This is a genomic window from Massilistercora timonensis (assembly GCF_048354975.1).
GTDB lineage: Bacteria > Bacillota > Clostridia > Lachnospirales > Lachnospiraceae > Massilistercora > Massilistercora timonensis.
On the sequence record NZ_DBGCJQ010000008.1, the window covers coordinates 25,580 to 40,539 of the forward strand.

At 52.1% G+C, this 14,960-nt stretch carries 18 protein-coding genes, 3 tRNA genes and 1 rRNA gene; 21 read left to right on the forward strand and 1 reads right to left on the reverse strand.

Annotation, left to right across the window (positions count from 1 at the left end; genetic code table 11):
- The first annotated feature begins 6 nt into the window (after positions 1-6).
- From ACML7B_RS00485 to ACML7B_RS00525, 9 genes are all read left to right on the forward strand, one after another.
- A complete protein-coding gene (locus tag ACML7B_RS00485) occupies positions 7-264 on the forward strand; it encodes an HPr family phosphocarrier protein (protein ID WP_418538802.1) in 258 nt (85 codons plus the stop codon).
- 74 nt (positions 265-338) lie between these two features.
- On the forward strand, positions 339-1,292 hold the full coding sequence (locus tag ACML7B_RS00490; protein ID WP_418538805.1) for a diacylglycerol/lipid kinase family protein: 954 nt from the start codon (positions 339-341) through the stop codon (positions 1,290-1,292).
- A gap of 23 nt (positions 1,293-1,315) precedes the next feature.
- Entirely contained in the window at positions 1,316-2,689 is a 1,374-nt protein-coding gene (locus tag ACML7B_RS00495; RefSeq protein ID WP_346707812.1) for a sodium-dependent transporter, read from the forward strand.
- Positions 2,690-2,764: 75 nt separating this feature from the next.
- Positions 2,765-2,836, forward strand: a tRNA-Glu gene (locus ACML7B_RS00500).
- 118 nt (positions 2,837-2,954) lie between these two features.
- A complete protein-coding gene (locus tag ACML7B_RS00505; RefSeq protein WP_346707813.1) occupies positions 2,955-3,248 on the forward strand; it encodes a type II toxin-antitoxin system RelB/DinJ family antitoxin in 294 nt (97 codons plus the stop codon).
- A gap of 99 nt (positions 3,249-3,347) precedes the next feature.
- Positions 3,348-4,286: a restriction endonuclease gene (locus tag ACML7B_RS00510; protein ID WP_418538807.1), complete on the forward strand. Its 939-nt coding sequence runs from the start codon at positions 3,348-3,350 to the stop codon at positions 4,284-4,286.
- 166 nt (positions 4,287-4,452) lie between these two features.
- Positions 4,453-5,088 (forward strand): DUF4190 domain-containing protein, encoded by a 636-nt coding sequence (locus tag ACML7B_RS00515; RefSeq protein WP_346707815.1) that lies wholly within the window; start codon positions 4,453-4,455, stop codon positions 5,086-5,088.
- A gap of 152 nt (positions 5,089-5,240) precedes the next feature.
- Positions 5,241-6,614, forward strand: a complete 1,374-nt coding sequence (locus ACML7B_RS00520) for a PhoH family protein (RefSeq protein ID WP_418538809.1) — start codon at positions 5,241-5,243, stop codon at positions 6,612-6,614.
- A gap of 23 nt (positions 6,615-6,637) precedes the next feature.
- On the forward strand, positions 6,638-7,297 hold the full coding sequence (locus tag ACML7B_RS00525; protein WP_418538812.1) for an HD domain-containing protein: 660 nt from the start codon (positions 6,638-6,640) through the stop codon (positions 7,295-7,297).
- A gap of 65 nt (positions 7,298-7,362) precedes the next feature.
- Here ACML7B_RS00525 and ACML7B_RS00530 read toward each other — a convergent pair whose 3' ends face one another.
- Positions 7,363-7,731, reverse strand: a complete 369-nt coding sequence (locus ACML7B_RS00530; protein WP_418538814.1) for a VOC family protein — start codon at positions 7,729-7,731, stop codon at positions 7,363-7,365.
- Between the two features lie 118 nt (positions 7,732-7,849).
- On the opposite strand from ACML7B_RS00530, the gene ACML7B_RS00535 reads away from it, so the two are divergent.
- The 12 genes from ACML7B_RS00535 to ACML7B_RS00590 form a co-directional block, all read left to right on the forward strand.
- The gene (locus ACML7B_RS00535) at positions 7,850-8,407 is read left to right on the forward strand and encodes a YcxB family protein (RefSeq protein WP_346707821.1); all 558 of its coding nucleotides are present in this window, start codon (positions 7,850-7,852) and stop codon (positions 8,405-8,407) included.
- Positions 8,385-8,810, forward strand: a complete 426-nt coding sequence (tsaE, locus tag ACML7B_RS00540; RefSeq protein WP_346707822.1) for a tRNA (adenosine(37)-N6)-threonylcarbamoyltransferase complex ATPase subunit type 1 TsaE — start codon at positions 8,385-8,387, stop codon at positions 8,808-8,810. The genes ACML7B_RS00535 and tsaE overlap by 23 nt, the downstream gene beginning before the upstream one ends.
- Positions 8,798-9,541 carry a tRNA (adenosine(37)-N6)-threonylcarbamoyltransferase complex dimerization subunit type 1 TsaB gene (tsaB, locus tag ACML7B_RS00545; protein WP_346707823.1) on the forward strand — a complete coding sequence of 248 codons (744 nt, stop codon included), beginning with the start codon at positions 8,798-8,800 and terminating at the stop codon, positions 9,539-9,541. The genes tsaE and tsaB overlap by 13 nt, the downstream gene beginning before the upstream one ends.
- On the forward strand, positions 9,522-10,556 hold the full coding sequence (locus ACML7B_RS00550; RefSeq protein WP_346707824.1) for a low specificity L-threonine aldolase: 1,035 nt from the start codon (positions 9,522-9,524) through the stop codon (positions 10,554-10,556). The genes tsaB and ACML7B_RS00550 overlap by 20 nt, the downstream gene beginning before the upstream one ends.
- A gap of 1 nt (position 10,557) precedes the next feature.
- Entirely contained in the window at positions 10,558-11,001 is a 444-nt protein-coding gene (gene rimI / locus ACML7B_RS00555; protein WP_418538818.1) for a ribosomal protein S18-alanine N-acetyltransferase, read from the forward strand.
- Between the two features lie 127 nt (positions 11,002-11,128).
- Positions 11,129-11,362: a hypothetical protein gene (locus ACML7B_RS00560; RefSeq protein ID WP_346707826.1), complete on the forward strand. Its 234-nt coding sequence runs from the start codon at positions 11,129-11,131 to the stop codon at positions 11,360-11,362.
- A 7-nt stretch (positions 11,363-11,369) separates the two neighbouring features.
- A complete protein-coding gene (locus tag ACML7B_RS00565; RefSeq protein ID WP_346707827.1) occupies positions 11,370-12,278 on the forward strand; it encodes a ribonuclease Z in 909 nt (302 codons plus the stop codon).
- Between the two features lie 17 nt (positions 12,279-12,295).
- A complete protein-coding gene (gene tsaD, locus ACML7B_RS00570; RefSeq protein WP_346707828.1) occupies positions 12,296-13,315 on the forward strand; it encodes a tRNA (adenosine(37)-N6)-threonylcarbamoyltransferase complex transferase subunit TsaD in 1,020 nt (339 codons plus the stop codon).
- 2 nt (positions 13,316-13,317) lie between these two features.
- The gene (ispD, locus tag ACML7B_RS00575; RefSeq protein ID WP_346707829.1) at positions 13,318-14,058 is read left to right on the forward strand and encodes a 2-C-methyl-D-erythritol 4-phosphate cytidylyltransferase; all 741 of its coding nucleotides are present in this window, start codon (positions 13,318-13,320) and stop codon (positions 14,056-14,058) included.
- A 126-nt stretch (positions 14,059-14,184) separates the two neighbouring features.
- Positions 14,185-14,270: transfer RNA gene (locus tag ACML7B_RS00580), tRNA-Ser, on the forward strand.
- A gap of 72 nt (positions 14,271-14,342) precedes the next feature.
- A tRNA-Ser gene (locus ACML7B_RS00585) sits at positions 14,343-14,432 on the forward strand.
- Positions 14,433-14,837: 405 nt separating this feature from the next.
- Positions 14,838-14,960: ribosomal RNA gene (locus tag ACML7B_RS00590) — 16S ribosomal RNA — on the forward strand; the annotation flags it as partial.

The window sequence follows — 14,960 nt, forward strand, 5'->3', positions numbered from 1 at the left end:
CATATTATGATCAAGAAACCTGTTACGATTCGAACGGATATGGACATGGCGTCACGTCCCATCGCCCATCTCGTTCAGGAGGCCAGCCAGTACAAAAGCAGCGTGTATATCGAGATGGAGAACACGAAGATCAACGCCAAGAGTATGATGGGCATGATGAGCCTGCCCCTTGTGAAAGGAACCAGCCTGACAGTGGCCGCAGACGGGGAAGACGAAGAAAGCGCAGTGGACGGCGTGGGAGCTTTTCTGGAAAACAGGAAATAATAATACATAGATGCAAGACAGGTGGAGGGCATGAAAACTCATGCCCTTCTTTCAACATTCAGGGAGGAATGATCATGAAACGGATGCTGTTTATCTACAATCCTCATGCGGGGAAGGAACTGATCAAGCCAAAGCTGTCGGATATCATTGACATTTTCGTAAAATCCGGATACGAGGTGGTGGCCTATCCCACCCAGTCCTACCGGGACGCCTACAAGAAAGTGAAGAAGTTTGAGTCCGGCTCCTTTGACCTGGTGGTGTGCAGCGGCGGCGACGGCACCATCGACGAGGTGGTGACCGGGATGATGCGGCGGAAAGACCGGGTGCCGGTGGGCTATATCCCCACAGGGACCACCAATGATTTTGCCAACAGCCTTCATATCCCAAAAGGACTTCTGAGCGCGGCGGACAACGCGGTGAACGGGACGCCTTTCCCCTGCGATGTGGGACATTTTAATGATGATATCTTTGTCTATATTGCCGCATTTGGCCTTTTCACCGACGTCTCCTATGAGACCAAGCAGGGGATGAAAAATGTGCTGGGCCATCTGGCTTATGTGCTGGAGGGGACCAAGCGGCTGTTCAACGTGCCTTCCTACCGGATCCGGGTGACTCATGACGGGGAGACCATCGAGGATGAGTTTATCTTCGGCATGGTGACCAACTCCCGGTCTGTGGGAGGATTCCGCAACATGATCGGCAAGAAGGTGGTGTTCGATGACGGCCTTTTTGAAGTGACGCTCATCAAGACGCCCAAGAATCCCATCGCCCTGCAGGAGATTATGGCGGCGCTTTTGATCGAACAGGTGGATACCAAGCACATGTATTCCTTCCGCACCGGCAAGGTGACCTTCGAGTCCCTGGAAGAGATCCCCTGGACCCTGGACGGGGAATTTGGCGGAAACCACGATGTGGTCACCGTAGAAAACCTGAAGAAAGAGCTTCAGATCATGGTGCCCACCGAGTATGTGGCCCAGCTGACGGCAGAGCCGGAGCAGTTTGAGACGGAAGCTGAGACAGAAGAATAAAACAAGTAGAAGAGGAATAAGAAATGGAAAAGAGAGAGAAATTTTCATCCCGTCTGGGATTTATCCTGATCTCCGCAGGCTGCGCCATCGGACTGGGAAATGTATGGCGCTTTCCCTATATCACAGGGGCCTACGGAGGGGGCACCTTCGTGCTGATGTACCTGTTCTTCCTGCTGATCCTGGGGCTTCCCATCGTAGTGATGGAGTTCGCCGTGGGAAGAGGAAGCCAGAAGAGCTCGGCCATGTCCTTTAACGTGCTGGAGCCAAAGGGAAGCAAGTGGCATATTTTCCGGTACTTTACCATGGCAGGGAACTTCCTGCTGATGATGTTCTATACCACCATCGCAGGTTGGATGCTGGCCTACTTCTTCAAGATGCTTACCGGCACCTTCGAGGGAGCGGACACCAAACAGGTGGAACTGATCTACGGTCAGCTTACCTCTAACCGTAATGAAATGCTGTTCTGGATGATCCTGATTTGTGTCATCGCCCTTCTGATCTGTTCCCTGGGTCTGGAGAAAGGTGTGGAGAAGATCACCAAATGGATGATGACCAGTCTCTTCCTGATCCTTTTGATCCTGGTGATCCGGGCGGTAACCCTTCCGGGGGCAGGTGCAGGACTGGAGTTCTATCTGAAGCCGGATCTTGGAAAGATCCAGGAGGCGGGAGTCTCTGAGGCGGTATTTGCCGCCATGGGACAGTCCTTCTTCACCTTAAGCGTGGGCGCCGGATCCCTTGCCATCTTCGGAAGCTATATCGGCAAGGAGCGAAGCCTTGCAGGGGAGGCGGTGAGTATCACCCTTCTGGATACCTGTGTGGCGGTGATGGCTGGACTTATCATCTTCCCGGCCTGCTTTGCCTTCGGCGTGAATCCGGGACAGGGACCGGGACTTGTGTTTGTCACCCTTCCCAATGTATTCCGGGAGATGCCTGGGGGACGGCTGTGGGGAAGCCTGTTCTTCCTCTTTATGACCTTCGCCGCCCTGTCCACGGTGATCGCCGTATTCCAGAACATTATCCAGTACGCGCTGGATCTGTGGGGGTGGGAACTGAAAAAATCGGTGCTGGTAAACGGCATCCTTCTGATCCTGCTGAGCGTGCCCTGCGTACTGGGCCTGACCGACTGGTCCGGATTTACCGTTGCAGGAAAAAACATCATGGACCTGGAAGACTTTATCGTGAGCAATAACCTTCTTCCGCTGGGATCTGTGGTATACCTTCTGTTCTGCGTAAGCCGGTATGGCTGGGGATGGGACAACTTCATCCAGGAAGCCAATGCGGGAAAAGGGCTGAAGTTCCCGGTTTGCAAAGCGGTCCGGTTCTATCTGACCTTCATCCTTCCGCTGATCATCCTGGGGATTTTCATCCAGGGATACTGGAGTATGATCGTAGGATAAAAATATTTTCAAGATTTTGAAAAAAGTACTTGCCTAATTGGGCGTTGTCTGCTATACTAGGCAAGTACGATAAATGGCTCCGTGGTCAAGAGGTCAAGACGCTAGCCTCTCACGCTGGAATCAGGGGTTCGATTCCCCTCGGAGTCACTTGAAAAGCCCGTTTTTACGGGCTTTTTTTGTGTCTGAAAAAAGAAACCTAATTGATTGTTTTTGCTTGCAATTGCAAGCAAAATGAATATAATATGCTCAAGGGAGTGTGATCTATATGGCAAATACATCTGCAGTTTATGCGCGTATTGATAAAGAACTGAAAGAAAATGCGGAAGGAATTCTATCGAAACTTGGAATTTCGCCGTCCAGTGCGATCCAAATGCTTTATAGTCAGATTGTGCTGAGAAGGGGGATTCCCTTTGAGCTGCGTCTTCCGAGCGAAAAGCCAGTGGCTGTTGGAGGCATGACTCATGAGCAATTAGATGCGGAGCTTATGAAAGGTGTGGAATCTCTGAAATCCGGTAAGACATATACGGTGGATGAGATAGATCATTCGAATCTTTTATAGTGGACGGGCTGGTGAAGGTATTATCAGTAAAATTTATGTATGTTTATGGTGTCGTTTGATTAGGGATAGTCAGACAGTACGTAAAGGGAAAATGATTAGATGGTGAAAAGAGAGGACGAAAAAATGTATTTTGATACGTTGAATTCTGAGGAACAGGTGTCTTATCTGATTAAACCTATTATTGAAGTTCTTCAGGAAGCAGGCGGCCAGTTGGAGCGGTCAGAGATCAGAGACAGGATTGGGGAAAAAGACGAAAGGATTGCAGAGTTTGAACAAAAATTGTACACGTCTGGTAAAACCGGAAATCAGTATAAAAAGTTTGATTTTAAATTTAACTTTGCAATCAAAGAATTAAGTTATGTCGGGATCATTTCTTATGTCAAATATAACCCAAAGATTACACTTACACAAAAAGGGGCAAGTATTGTTCTCGATTCTTTTGATGCGGAAGCAGAGGTTCATGATAAAGCTAAAGAGTATTGGATAGAGCAGTCTGCTAAAAACAAAAGTAAAAATCCTGTACATGAAGATCCGGCTGCGGAAGATGAGGAGGAAGTCTCGACAGAAGATGGAATTGTAGATGACTTCAAAGTAAGACTGCAAAGTGCGATTGCCAATATGTCCCCGGCAAAGTTTGAACAGTTCTCCAGGGCGTTACTCACAAAGATGGGAGTTCAATTTACCAACAAGGGTATCCAGATATCAAATGACGGCGGTATTGACGGATATGGGTACCATGTGGATGAAGAGGATTTCAGGACTACCAGGGTGGTGATCCAATGCAAGAGATATAATACAGCTCCAGTAAGCGAACCGGAGATTAATCAGTTTCTCGGCGCAATGAATAAGTTTCAGGCGGACTATGGTGTTTTTATTACAAACAGCCGATTTACCAATAAAGCGAGGGAAGCGGCAAGAGAAGGTACACCAATCACTTTGATTGACGGCAATGACCTGATCAGATTAGTGATCAAATATGAACTTTTTATTACGCCTGTCACTACATATGTTTTAGACGATTTCTATTTGGAAGAATAATTAAATTTGTATAACGGTGCGTCTTGTGGGATGAAACCACGGGGCGCATTCTTTATGTATGCACCGCAGGAAATTCTGAGGACTTTGCGCAAACTTTACTGGTGCTTTCCCCTGTTATGGACTATAATAGAGAAAGATATAGTTATCGGTTAAAGGAGGAGAGACTATGGCCAGATTTACAAGAGACTTGGTGTTGAACAAGCCGGATGACTTCGTACAGTTTATCATGAACGATTTTCTTCAGAAGAATCAGTTCGAGATGTCCGACTGGAAAGGAGAGGCTGTATTCCGCGCAGGAGATGCAATGGTAGAAGGCTTCAAATATCTGAAGTGGACTTACAACGGTGGTGTATTCCATCTGGAAGCCTGGCTGAAGGGCATGGGCGGCGGAGAGATGGATCTGGATGGCTTCGTGGGAACCCTGCAGAAAAAGCCTTACAAAGACAGCCTGGAACAGCTTTTCGCAGCTTTGCAGCAGCCGCTGCCGGCGAACGGACCGCAGGATATGAATCCTCAGGGGGCGGCTCCCCAGGGAGGCCCGCAGCCCATCCCGGTACAGACGGTGGATAATTCAGGAGCGGCGACGCTGGCGCTGGTGTTTGGTATCATCAGTATTATTCTGGCGCTTTTGTTCCCGCTGGGAGGTATCATCCTGGCGGCGCTGGGATTTACCCGCGCAAGACTGGGGTCCGGATCCAGCAAGGCTGGTATGGCCAAGGCAGGAAAGATCCTGTGTATCATCGGCCTGGTGGTAGCAGTGATCAACTGGGGACTGGGAATCCTTTTGATCGTTATGAATTAAAGAAGAGAGCACATAAGAAAAGGCGTTGTCCAGAAGACGGACGGCGCCTTTTTTACGTAGATTTTACATGGGGCAGGGGGAAAGGCTAACAGAGCCGGCGTATAGTAAAATCAGCGAAAGCAGAAAATCACAGGAACAGAAAGGGAATCTGAATGGGCAAGATTTATGTACTGGATACCAATGTTTTGATACAGGCGCCGTATGCGCCATCATGTTTTGAGGAAAATGAAGTGGTGATTCCGCTGGTGGTGCTGGAAGAGCTTGATAACCTGAAGAAGGATGAAGGGGAACGGGGAGCCAACGTGCGCAGAGCCATCCGGTTTTTGGAGCAGATGCGTGCGAAAGGGAACCTGACGGATGGGATCGCAATGGAAAATGAAGGCGTTCTCCGGGTGGAGAAAAATTATCTGGATGTAGAACTCCCGCCGGATCTTCCGGAATATAAGTCGGATAATCGGATCCTGAAGGTTTGCAAGGGTCTGGCGCAGAACCGGGAGGAGCAGGTCGTCCTGGTGACCAAGGATATCCTGCTGCGGATCAAAGCCCAGCTTCTGGGGATTAAGGCAGAGGATTTTACCACGGAGCAGGTGGGAGAACATGAGACTCAGTATCCGGGGCGGATCGAAGTGTATGTGCCGGAAGAAGTATTCAAAGATTTTAAGAAAAAAGGCATCCCTGTGGAGTCAGCCTATTGCATAGACGAAAAAGGCAATGCATACGTGCCGGAGTTTTTTGAAAATGAGTTTGTGATCTTGAAAGCGGATCAGTCTCATAAAAAAACCCAGCTTGGCCGTGTGGAAAATGGACTGATTCGAAAGCTGGATTATAAGAAGAGCGCGCCCTATGGGATCAAGCCAAGGAATGCAGGGCAGTATTTTATTCAGGAAGCGCTTATGCAGCCGGCCCAGAAGGCGCCGCTTGTGATCATCAAAGGGATTGCAGGGACCAGCAAGACTTTCTATTCTCTGGCGGTGGGATTGGAAAAGATGTTGAATCATTACACTGGAGAATACCGGCGGATCCTGATCTGCAGGCCAAACGCCCAGTTTGATTCGGAAATCGGCTTTCTGCCTGGAAGTGAGCAGGAGAAGATCTCTCCGCTTCTGCGTCCGGTGATCGATAATCTGGAGCAGCTGGTGGATTCTGATGAACAGGAAAGGTACAGCAATGAAGTAGAGTTGTCTGGTAAGATCGAAGAGATCTTTGAGCGGGGGATCATACAGGCGGAGGCCATGAATTTTATCCGGGGCAGATCCATTGCAAAGACCTATCTGATCATTGATGAGGCGCAGAATATGACGCCGGCACAGGTGAAGGGGATCATTACCCGGGCGGGGAAGGATACCAAGATCATCCTTCTGGGAGACCCGGGGCAGATCGATCGTCCTTTCCTGGATGACCGCACCAACGGATTGAGTTATGCGGCGGAGCATATGAAGGGAAGCCCGCTGTGCTGGCAGATCACCATGACGCAGGAGGAGTGCGAGCGGTCAGAACTGGCGATGGACGCAGTTCAGAGATTATAGGATTAGGGAAGTGAGAATTTTAAATGATCGGTTATAAAGATATACGAAAAAATGAAGAGATTAATGCGTTGATCGAAAAGGGAAATCACGTGCTCTACGAACTGGGGTATACAGAGCACTCCAGAAAACATGCGGCAAAGGTTGCCCAGAGGGCGGGAGAGATCCTGGAGAAACTGGATTATGACAAGCATTCAGTGGAACTGGCGAAGATCGCCGGGTATATGCATGATATCGGCAACTGTGTGAACCGGAACGATCATGCCCACAGCGGTGCGATACTGGCATTTCAGATCCTGCGGGGATTTGATCTGTCCATTGACGATGTGCTCACAGTAGTGACAGCCATCGGACATCACGATGAGGCCACCGGGACGGCGGTGGACGCCGTCTCCGCGGCGCTGATCCTGGCGGACAAGACAGATGTGAGAAGGAATCGGGTGCAGAATCGGAATCCGGCGAATTTTGACATCCATGACCGGGTGAATTACGCTGCGCTGAAAGCTACTTTGGAACTGAAGGAAGAGAAGAAGGTGATCCAGATGAGCCTGGAGCTGGATGATTCCATCTGTACGGTGATGGATTACTTCGAGATCTTCCTTGAACGGATGTTGATGTGCCGCCGCGCCGCGGAAGTGCTGGGCTGCCGGTTTAAGCTGGTGGCTAACGGGAACAAGCTGTGCTGATGAACTTCCGGCTTTCAATCCGCTGACCTGTGGCCGCACCCTGTGGTATTTGCAGGCGGGCAGGTTTATGAAGCCGGGCAGATCTCGATCCAGTATCCGTCCGGGTCGTTGATGAAATATACGCCCATCTCCAGATTCTCAAAGCAGACGCAGTCCATTTCCCGGTGAAGGGCGAGGGCTGCTTCCATGTTGTCTACTTTCATGGCCAGGTGAGATTCGTTGTCTCCCAGATCGTAGGGCCGGTCCATATCTCTTAGCCAGGTCAGCTCCAGCAGATGGGGCGTGGTCTCGTCTCCCAGAAATACCAGCTTAAAGCTTCCGTCTTCTGCGGACTTCTCTCGGGTGACGGTAAGCCCAAGGGCTTTCTGATAGAATTCTATGGATTTATCCAGGTCAAAAACATTGATATTGTTGTGGTAGAATGTAAATTTCATGTCTTAGTGATCCTCCTTTTCCCTCGTTGAATGAATATAAAATAAGTATATCATTGGTGGCGGAAGAAAAAAAGATGTGTTATAATCAGAAAATAACAGTTGGAATAGGAGAGGTTGCATGTCTGTTACAGTTGAAGTTCGGCTGGATGCCAAGTCCATGGCCGATTTTATGGTATATCACATTTTCACAGGGAAGGCAGGGATCCTGACTCTGGTCCTGGGAGGCCTGAATGTGGGCTTTGCCGTTACGTTTATATCCGGAGGAAGATTCGGGCTGGCGGGGATGTTTGTGGCGTTCGCGATCCTGGTGCTGGCAGGGATCCCCTATCTGATCCGCAAGAAGGTGATGAATCAGGTGGAGGCGTCGGAACGGCTGCGGGCGCCGATCCGGTACACCTTTGACGAGGAAGGGATCGAGACGGTGACGGCGGATGACAGCGGGAAGGCAGAGTGGGCCCATTTTACGAAGGCCCTTTCCAGGAAGAGGATCATCATCCTGTATGACGGAGAGCGGCACGCCATTGTGCTTCCGGTGGACGAGCTGGGAGACCAGTACCGTCCGGTGGTGGATATGATCCGCACACATATGCCAGCATCGGCGATGAAGATCCGTCCGGTGAAGAACGAGCCGGGGATGGAGAAAGGAGCTTCCGATGATCAGGGAGACGAACAGTGAGAGAGAAACTTATGAACTGGGACTTGCCATGGGAAGGGAAGCCAGACCGGGGGAGGTTTATACCCTGATCGGCGATCTGGGCGTAGGCAAGACGGTTTTTACCAAAGGACTGGCGGCGGGGCTTGGGATAAAGGAGCCTGTCAGCAGTCCCACATTTACGATCCTGCAGGAATATGAGGAAGGGCGTCTGCCCTTCTATCATTTTGACGTCTACCGGATCGGGGATGTGGAAGAGATGGATGAGATCGGGTACGAGGATTATTTCTACGGAGACGGGGTCTGCCTGATCGAGTGGGCGGATCTGATCCGGGAGATCCTGCCGGAACATTATAAAGAGATCCGGATCGAGAAGGATCTGGACAAAGGATTTGATTATCGGAGGATCAGCATATGCGAATTCTAGCGCTGGACAGCTCAGGGCTGGTGGCGAGCGTGGCCCTGGTGGAAGGAGACGGTGATCTGCGAACGGAGCAGGTGATCGCGGAATATACGGTAAATTATAAGAAGACACATTCTCAGACGCTTCTGCCCATGCTGGATGAAATTGTCCGGATGACAGAGACGGATCTTGAGACGGTGGACGCCATTGCGGTGGCGGCGGGGCCGGGATCTTTCACAGGTCTCAGGATCGGCTCTGCCACGGCAAAGGGCCTGGGCCTTGCCCTGGGGAAGCCTTTGATCCACATCCCCACCCTGGAGGGGCTTGCCTGCAACCTGTGGGGGTGCGAGGGGATCGTGTGTCCCATCATGGACGCCCGGAGGAGACAGGTTTACACAGGGATCTACCGGTTTGACGAGGGGCGGCTTACCGTCCTGGAAGATCAGATGGCTGTGGGGATAGAGGAACTGGGAGAGCATCTGGGGAACTATGAAGAGAAGATTACATTTCTGGGAGACGGAGTCCCGGTCTTTGGCAGGGATCTGACAGATACCATCCTGAAAGGCAGGGATATCGCCTTTGCGCCGGCCAGTCTGAACCGGCAGCGGGCGGCTTCCGTGGGAATGCTGGGACTGCGTTACTATCAGGAGGGCAGAACGGAATCTGCCGCGGAACACCGGCCGGACTATCTGCGGATGTCCCAGGCGGAAAGAGAGAGAAAGGAGCGGATGAAAGATGATCCGGTTTCAATGTGATTATGGAGAGGGAGCCCATCCTTCGATCCTGAAGCGGCTGGAAGAGACCAATATGGTCCAGACGGCAGGATACGGGGAGGATCCTTACTGCGAAGCGGCAAGGGAGAAGATCCGGGAGCTGTGTAAGGCTCCGGAGGCGGACGTTCAATTCCTGGTAGGCGGGACGCAGACGAATTTTACGGTGATCAGTTCCATCCTTCGTCCCCATCAGGGCGTGCTGGCCGCGCATACCGGCCATATCAATGTGCATGAGACAGGAGCCATCGAGGCCACCGGGCATAAGGTGCTTCCCCTTCCAAGTGAAGACGGGACGATCTGCGCCGCCCAGGTGCGGGAAGCCTATGAGACCCACTGGAATGATGAAAATCATGAGCATGTGGTGCAGCCGGGGATGGTCTACATCTCTCATCCCACGGAAAATGGAACCCTGTATTCCAAAGCGCAGCTGACGGAACTTTCCCAGGTGTGCAGGGAGCTGGGGCTGCCGCTGTATCTGGACGGAGCCAGGCTGGGGTATGGCCTGACGGCGCAGACGGCCGATCTGACCATGGAAGATGTGGCCCGGCTGACCGACGTCTTCTATATCGGAGGCACGAAAGTGGGCGCTTTGTTCGGCGAGGCAGTGGTGATCACCAATCCGGCGCTTAAGAAGGATTTCCGGTATCTTATCAAGCAGCGGGGCGGCATGCTGGCCAAGGGACGGCTTCTGGGCCTGCAGTTTGACGCGCTTTTTACAGACGATCTGTATTTTCAGCTTGGAAGACACGCAAATGAACTGGCCATGCGGTTGAAGAGCGCATTTCTGGAGAAGGGGTATGAGCTTTGCTATGATTCCTACACCAACCAGCAGTTCCCCATTCTTCCCAGCGAGCATATTGAGAAGCTGCGGGAGAACTATGCCTTCGGCGGCTGGGACGAGACCGACGACGATCGTCGGGCAGTGCGGTTCTGCACCAGCTGGGCGACCACGGAAGAAGCTGTTGATCAGCTGATCCGGGACATCCGGGAGCTTTAAGATGATCCGGACAAAGGAACTGGAAAGAGAAGACCTGGAAGCAGTGGCCAGGCTGGAGCAGGAGATCTTCCCGGACGCCTGGAGCGTGAAGGGGCTTGAAGAGAGCTTTTCCCAGAAGCAGGCGCTGATCCTGGGCGCCTGGATAGAAGAGGCGCTGGCCGGGTATGTGATCTTCTACCATGTGCTGGACGAGGGAGAGATCGCCCGGATCGCGGCGGCGCCATGGTGCAGGAATCAAGGGGTGGGATCTGCCCTTCTTGGAGAATTGGAAGAACGCTGCCGCCATCTTGGAGTGGGGCGGTTCCTTCTGGAAGTCCGGGAAGGAAATGAGACGGCCCGCTGTTTCTATGTAAGCCATGGCTTTAAGGAAGACGGCCGGCGGAAGAATTTTTATGAAGATCCTGTGGAAGACGCAGTGCTGATGAGCAAGGAGCTGACGAGATAAACAGGATGCGTGTGGAAAAGAACTGGCAGCGCTGTCAGCAGTTCCCACTAGGAATGGGACTGCCGGACAGATATAATAGAGGCGTACCAGACAGACAATTACAATGGATACGCACAGGAGGTAGCATATGCGCCAGTATGAGACAAAAGTAAGAGAGACGGAAGAGATCGCGAAGATCGTATGTAATAAATGCGGCCGGGAGATCCCGGTAGTAGAAGGGGTCCCCAGGGAGGATGTGCTGGAAGTAGAGAAGCACTGGGGATATTTCTCCCGCAAGGACGGCCGGACAGACCGGTTTGATCTGTGCGAGGATTGTTACGACGCGTTCGTGAAGAGTTTCCGCGTTAAGATAGGAGATTAATAGGAAAATGTTGGATGTATGTTTGCTTGGGACAGGCGGGATGATGCCGCTGCCTTACCGGTGGCTCACCGCGCTGATGGTGAGATATAACGGCAGCAGTCTTCTGATCGACTGCGGAGAGGGGACGCAGATCGCAATCAAGGAGAGAGGATGGAGCTTTAAACCCATCGATGTGATCTGCTTTACCCATTATCATGGAGACCACGTAAGCGGCCTCCCGGGCCTTTTGCTCACCATGGGAAATGCGGACCGGACGGAGCCTCTGACCCTGATCGGCCCCAAGGGGCTGGAGCGGGTGGTGAACGCCCTCAGGGTGATCGCGCCGGAACTGCCGTTTCCTATCAAATGTATAGAGATCAACGGACCGGAGCAGACCTTCGAGATGAACGGTTACCGGCTGAAGGCCTTCCGGGTGAACCACAATGTGCTCTGTTACGGGTATACCCTGGAGGTGGACCGGGCGGGCAAGTTTGACGTGGAGCGGGCCAACGCGGCCGGGATCCCGCAGAGGTTCTGGGGGATCCTGCAGAAAGGGGAGACGGTGGAGGATGACGGGAACGTCTACACACCGGATATGGTGCTGGGCCCTCCCAGGAAAGGGTTGAAGGTGACCTATTCTACAGATACCCGTCCCACCGATTCCATCCGGGAAAATGCGGCGGGATCGGATCTCTTTATCTGTGAAGGGATGTACGGAGAGAAGGATAAGCAGAAGAAAGCCAAAGAATATAAGCATATGACCTTCTATGAGGCGGCGCAGATCGCCAAAGACGCGGATGTGGCCGAGATGTGGCTCACCCATTACAGCCCGTCCCTGACAAAGCCGGAAGAATATATGGATGAGGTGCGGGCCATCTTTCCCCGGACAGTGGCGGCGAAAGACGGGCGTACGATGGAACTTGTTTTTACAGACTGAGCAGGGAGGAACAAGAGATGGAAGATACACTGATCCTGGCAATTGAGAGTTCCTGTGACGAGACTGCGGCGGCGGTGGTCAGAAATGGAAGAGAAGTTCTCTCCAACGTGATCTCTTCCCAGATCGATCTCCACACCCTCTATGGCGGCGTTGTGCCGGAGATCGCTTCCAGGAAACATATTGAGCGGATCAACCAGGTGATCGAGGAAGCGCTGAGCACAGCGGGGGTTTCCCTGGCGCAGACGGACGCGGTGGCAGTCACCTACGGCCCAGGTCTGGTGGGAGCCCTGCTTGTGGGCGTGGCAGAGGCGAAGGCCATTGCTTACGCGGCGGGGAAACCGCTGGTGGGCGTACATCATATTGAAGGACACATTGCGGCGAACTTTATCGAGCATCCGGAACTGGAACCGCCTTTTCTGTCCCTGGTGGTGTCCGGCGGACACACCCATCTGGTGCGGGTAGAAGATTACGGGGTATTCACGATCCTGGGAAGAACAAGAGACGATGCGGCGGGGGAGGCCTTTGACAAGGTTGCCCGGGCCATTGGGCTTGGATATCCGGGAGGCCCCAAGATCGATCGGGTTGCCAGAGAAGGAGACCCGGAGGCGATCGCATTTCCCAGGACTCATATAGAAGACGCGCCTTATGATTTCAGCTTCAGCGGCCTGAAATCGGCGGTGCTGAATTATATCAACGGCTGCCAGATGAAAGGGCAGGAATACCGGCAGGCGGATATCGCCGCCTCTTTTCAGAAGGCGGTGACCGATGTGCTGGTGGGAAACGCCATGCGCGCGGTGGAAGAATACCATGCGGATCGGTTTGCCATCGCCGGAGGAGTGGCGGCAAACTCGGCGCTTCGCCAGGCCATGAAAGAAGCCTGTGAAGAACGGGGTGTAAAACTGTATTACCCGTCGCCGGTGTATTGTACGGACAATGCGGCGATGATCGGCGTGGCGGGATACTATGAATATCGGAAAGGGGTTCGGCACGGGCTGGATCTGAACGCCATACCGAATCTCAGGCTGGGAGAGCGGTAGTTATGAAGAAGAAGCATTGCACAGCCATTGTGCTGTCGGCGGGGCAGGGCAAACGGATGGGAGCCTCTGTACAGAAACAGTATATTGAATTGAAGGGGAATCCTCTGATCTGCTACACGTTGGCGGCGTTCCAGGAATCGCAGGTCATTGACGATATCATCCTGGTGGTTGGAGAAGGCCAGGAGGACTATGTCTACGACCAGATCGTGCAGAAATATCATTTCTATAAGGTGCGGGCCATTGTGAGAGGCGGAGAGGAGCGGTATGCTTCTGTATGGCAGGGGCTGAAGATCATTAAAAACGGAGCGGTCCCGGAAGTCTATCCGGACGGCTACATCTTTATCCACGACGGGGCAAGGCCCTTTGTGGATGAGGGGATCCTTAAGAGAGCCTATGAGACGGTGGATCAGTACCGGGCCTGCGTGGCGGGAATGCCCAGCAAAGATACGGTGAAGCTGGCAGATGAAAATGGATTCGCCCGTGTGACGCCTGCCCGGCGGGATGTGTGGACGATCCAGACGCCCCAGGTATTTGAGAGCAAGCTGATCATCGATGCGTATGACGCTTTGATGAAGCGGGAAAATGTCCAGGTGACAGACGACGCGATGGTGGTGGAGCAGACCGGTAATGTCCCGGTGAAACTCTTTGAGGGTTCCTATGAGAACATCAAGATCACCACTCCGGAAGATCTGGAGATTGCAGAAGTATTTCTGAAAAGGCGTTTTGAAACTCTTTTGGATTAGTCTGCGGTTGCCAGACTGACGGGCAGCGGGCGATTTGTGGCAAAAAATAAGGATTTTGTATTGACGCTGGATTTTGGGTGTGGTACAATGTCAATTGTCGCTGAGAGAAACGACGGATTTTGATATGGAGAGGTATCGAAGTGGTCATAACGAGGCGGTCTTGAAAACCGTTTGTCCGCAAGGGCGCGTGGGTTCGAATCCCACCCTCTCCGCTTGGAAACTACCAGGCGGCAGCGGCGGTGGTTTTCAGTTATAGATATAGTAAGACGTAAGTCGATTAGTTTGGAGAAGTACCCAAGCTGGCCGAAGGGGCTCCCCTGGAAAGGGAGTAGGTCGTTAATAGCGGCGCGAGGGTTCAAATCCCTCCTTCTCCGCTCGTCAAGAAAAACTGTCTGGAATGAAAGTTCCAGACAGTTTTTCTCTGACAGGGATCCGGACGGATATTTTGTGGTGTCATGTCCGGTGAAAAACTAGGTATGGTATCCGATAAAAAGGCGCGACAAAAAAGTGAAAAAAACCAGGAAAAGGTCTTGACACTAAACTGCGTTCAGTGATATTATATCTAGGCTGACCCGTGAGGGCCGGCAAAAAAGAACCTTGATAACTGAACAATAGACACCAACCCTGAAAATTCTTTAAGAGAGAATTCAGAGAACCGCTTTGAACTGTGAGACAGTTTGGAGCGAACCCAAAACAGTAAAAGGGATAAGGAAGCTAGTTAGTTTTCTTGGACCTGGATGAACTTGATCTTAAGCCTGTATAACAGCAGGCATGAGGTTTTTAACGAGAGTTTGATCCTGGCTCAGGATGAACGCTGGCGGCGTGCCTAACACATGCAAGTCGAGCGAAGCACTTACTTTAGATTTCTTCGGAATGACGAAGTTTGTGACTGAGCGGCGGAC

Excerpts from the sequence above, each read along its gene's own strand:
- ACML7B_RS00520 (WP_418538809.1), top strand. The coding sequence starts at position 5,241 with ATGGGCAAGATTTATGTACTGGATACCAATGTTTTGATACAGGCGCCG.
- ACML7B_RS00495 (WP_346707812.1), top strand. The coding sequence starts at position 1,316 with ATGGAAAAGAGAGAGAAATTTTCATCCCGTCTGGGATTTATCCTGATC.
- ACML7B_RS00535 (WP_346707821.1), top strand. The coding sequence starts at position 7,850 with ATGTCTGTTACAGTTGAAGTTCGGCTGGATGCCAAGTCCATGGCCGAT.
- rimI (WP_418538818.1), top strand. The coding sequence starts at position 10,558 with ATGATCCGGACAAAGGAACTGGAAAGAGAAGACCTGGAAGCAGTGGCC.
- ACML7B_RS00565 (WP_346707827.1), top strand. The coding sequence starts at position 11,370 with ATGTTGGATGTATGTTTGCTTGGGACAGGCGGGATGATGCCGCTGCCT.
- ACML7B_RS00485 (WP_418538802.1), top strand. The coding sequence starts at position 7 with ATGATCAAGAAACCTGTTACGATTCGAACGGATATGGACATGGCGTCA.
- ACML7B_RS00510 (WP_418538807.1), top strand. The coding sequence starts at position 3,348 with ATGGTGAAAAGAGAGGACGAAAAAATGTATTTTGATACGTTGAATTCT.
- ACML7B_RS00515 (WP_346707815.1), top strand. The coding sequence starts at position 4,453 with ATGGCCAGATTTACAAGAGACTTGGTGTTGAACAAGCCGGATGACTTC.
- ACML7B_RS00505 (WP_346707813.1), top strand. The coding sequence starts at position 2,955 with ATGGCAAATACATCTGCAGTTTATGCGCGTATTGATAAAGAACTGAAA.
- ACML7B_RS00530 (WP_418538814.1), bottom strand. The coding sequence starts at position 7,731 with ATGAAATTTACATTCTACCACAACAATATCAATGTTTTTGACCTGGAT.
- tsaE (WP_346707822.1), top strand. The coding sequence starts at position 8,385 with ATGATCAGGGAGACGAACAGTGAGAGAGAAACTTATGAACTGGGACTT.
- tsaD (WP_346707828.1), top strand. The coding sequence starts at position 12,296 with ATGGAAGATACACTGATCCTGGCAATTGAGAGTTCCTGTGACGAGACT.
- ispD (WP_346707829.1), top strand. The coding sequence starts at position 13,318 with ATGAAGAAGAAGCATTGCACAGCCATTGTGCTGTCGGCGGGGCAGGGC.
- tsaB (WP_346707823.1), top strand. The coding sequence starts at position 8,798 with ATGCGAATTCTAGCGCTGGACAGCTCAGGGCTGGTGGCGAGCGTGGCC.
- ACML7B_RS00550 (WP_346707824.1), top strand. The coding sequence starts at position 9,522 with ATGATCCGGTTTCAATGTGATTATGGAGAGGGAGCCCATCCTTCGATC.
- ACML7B_RS00560 (WP_346707826.1), top strand. The coding sequence starts at position 11,129 with ATGCGCCAGTATGAGACAAAAGTAAGAGAGACGGAAGAGATCGCGAAG.
- ACML7B_RS00525 (WP_418538812.1), top strand. The coding sequence starts at position 6,638 with ATGATCGGTTATAAAGATATACGAAAAAATGAAGAGATTAATGCGTTG.
- ACML7B_RS00490 (WP_418538805.1), top strand. The coding sequence starts at position 339 with ATGAAACGGATGCTGTTTATCTACAATCCTCATGCGGGGAAGGAACTG.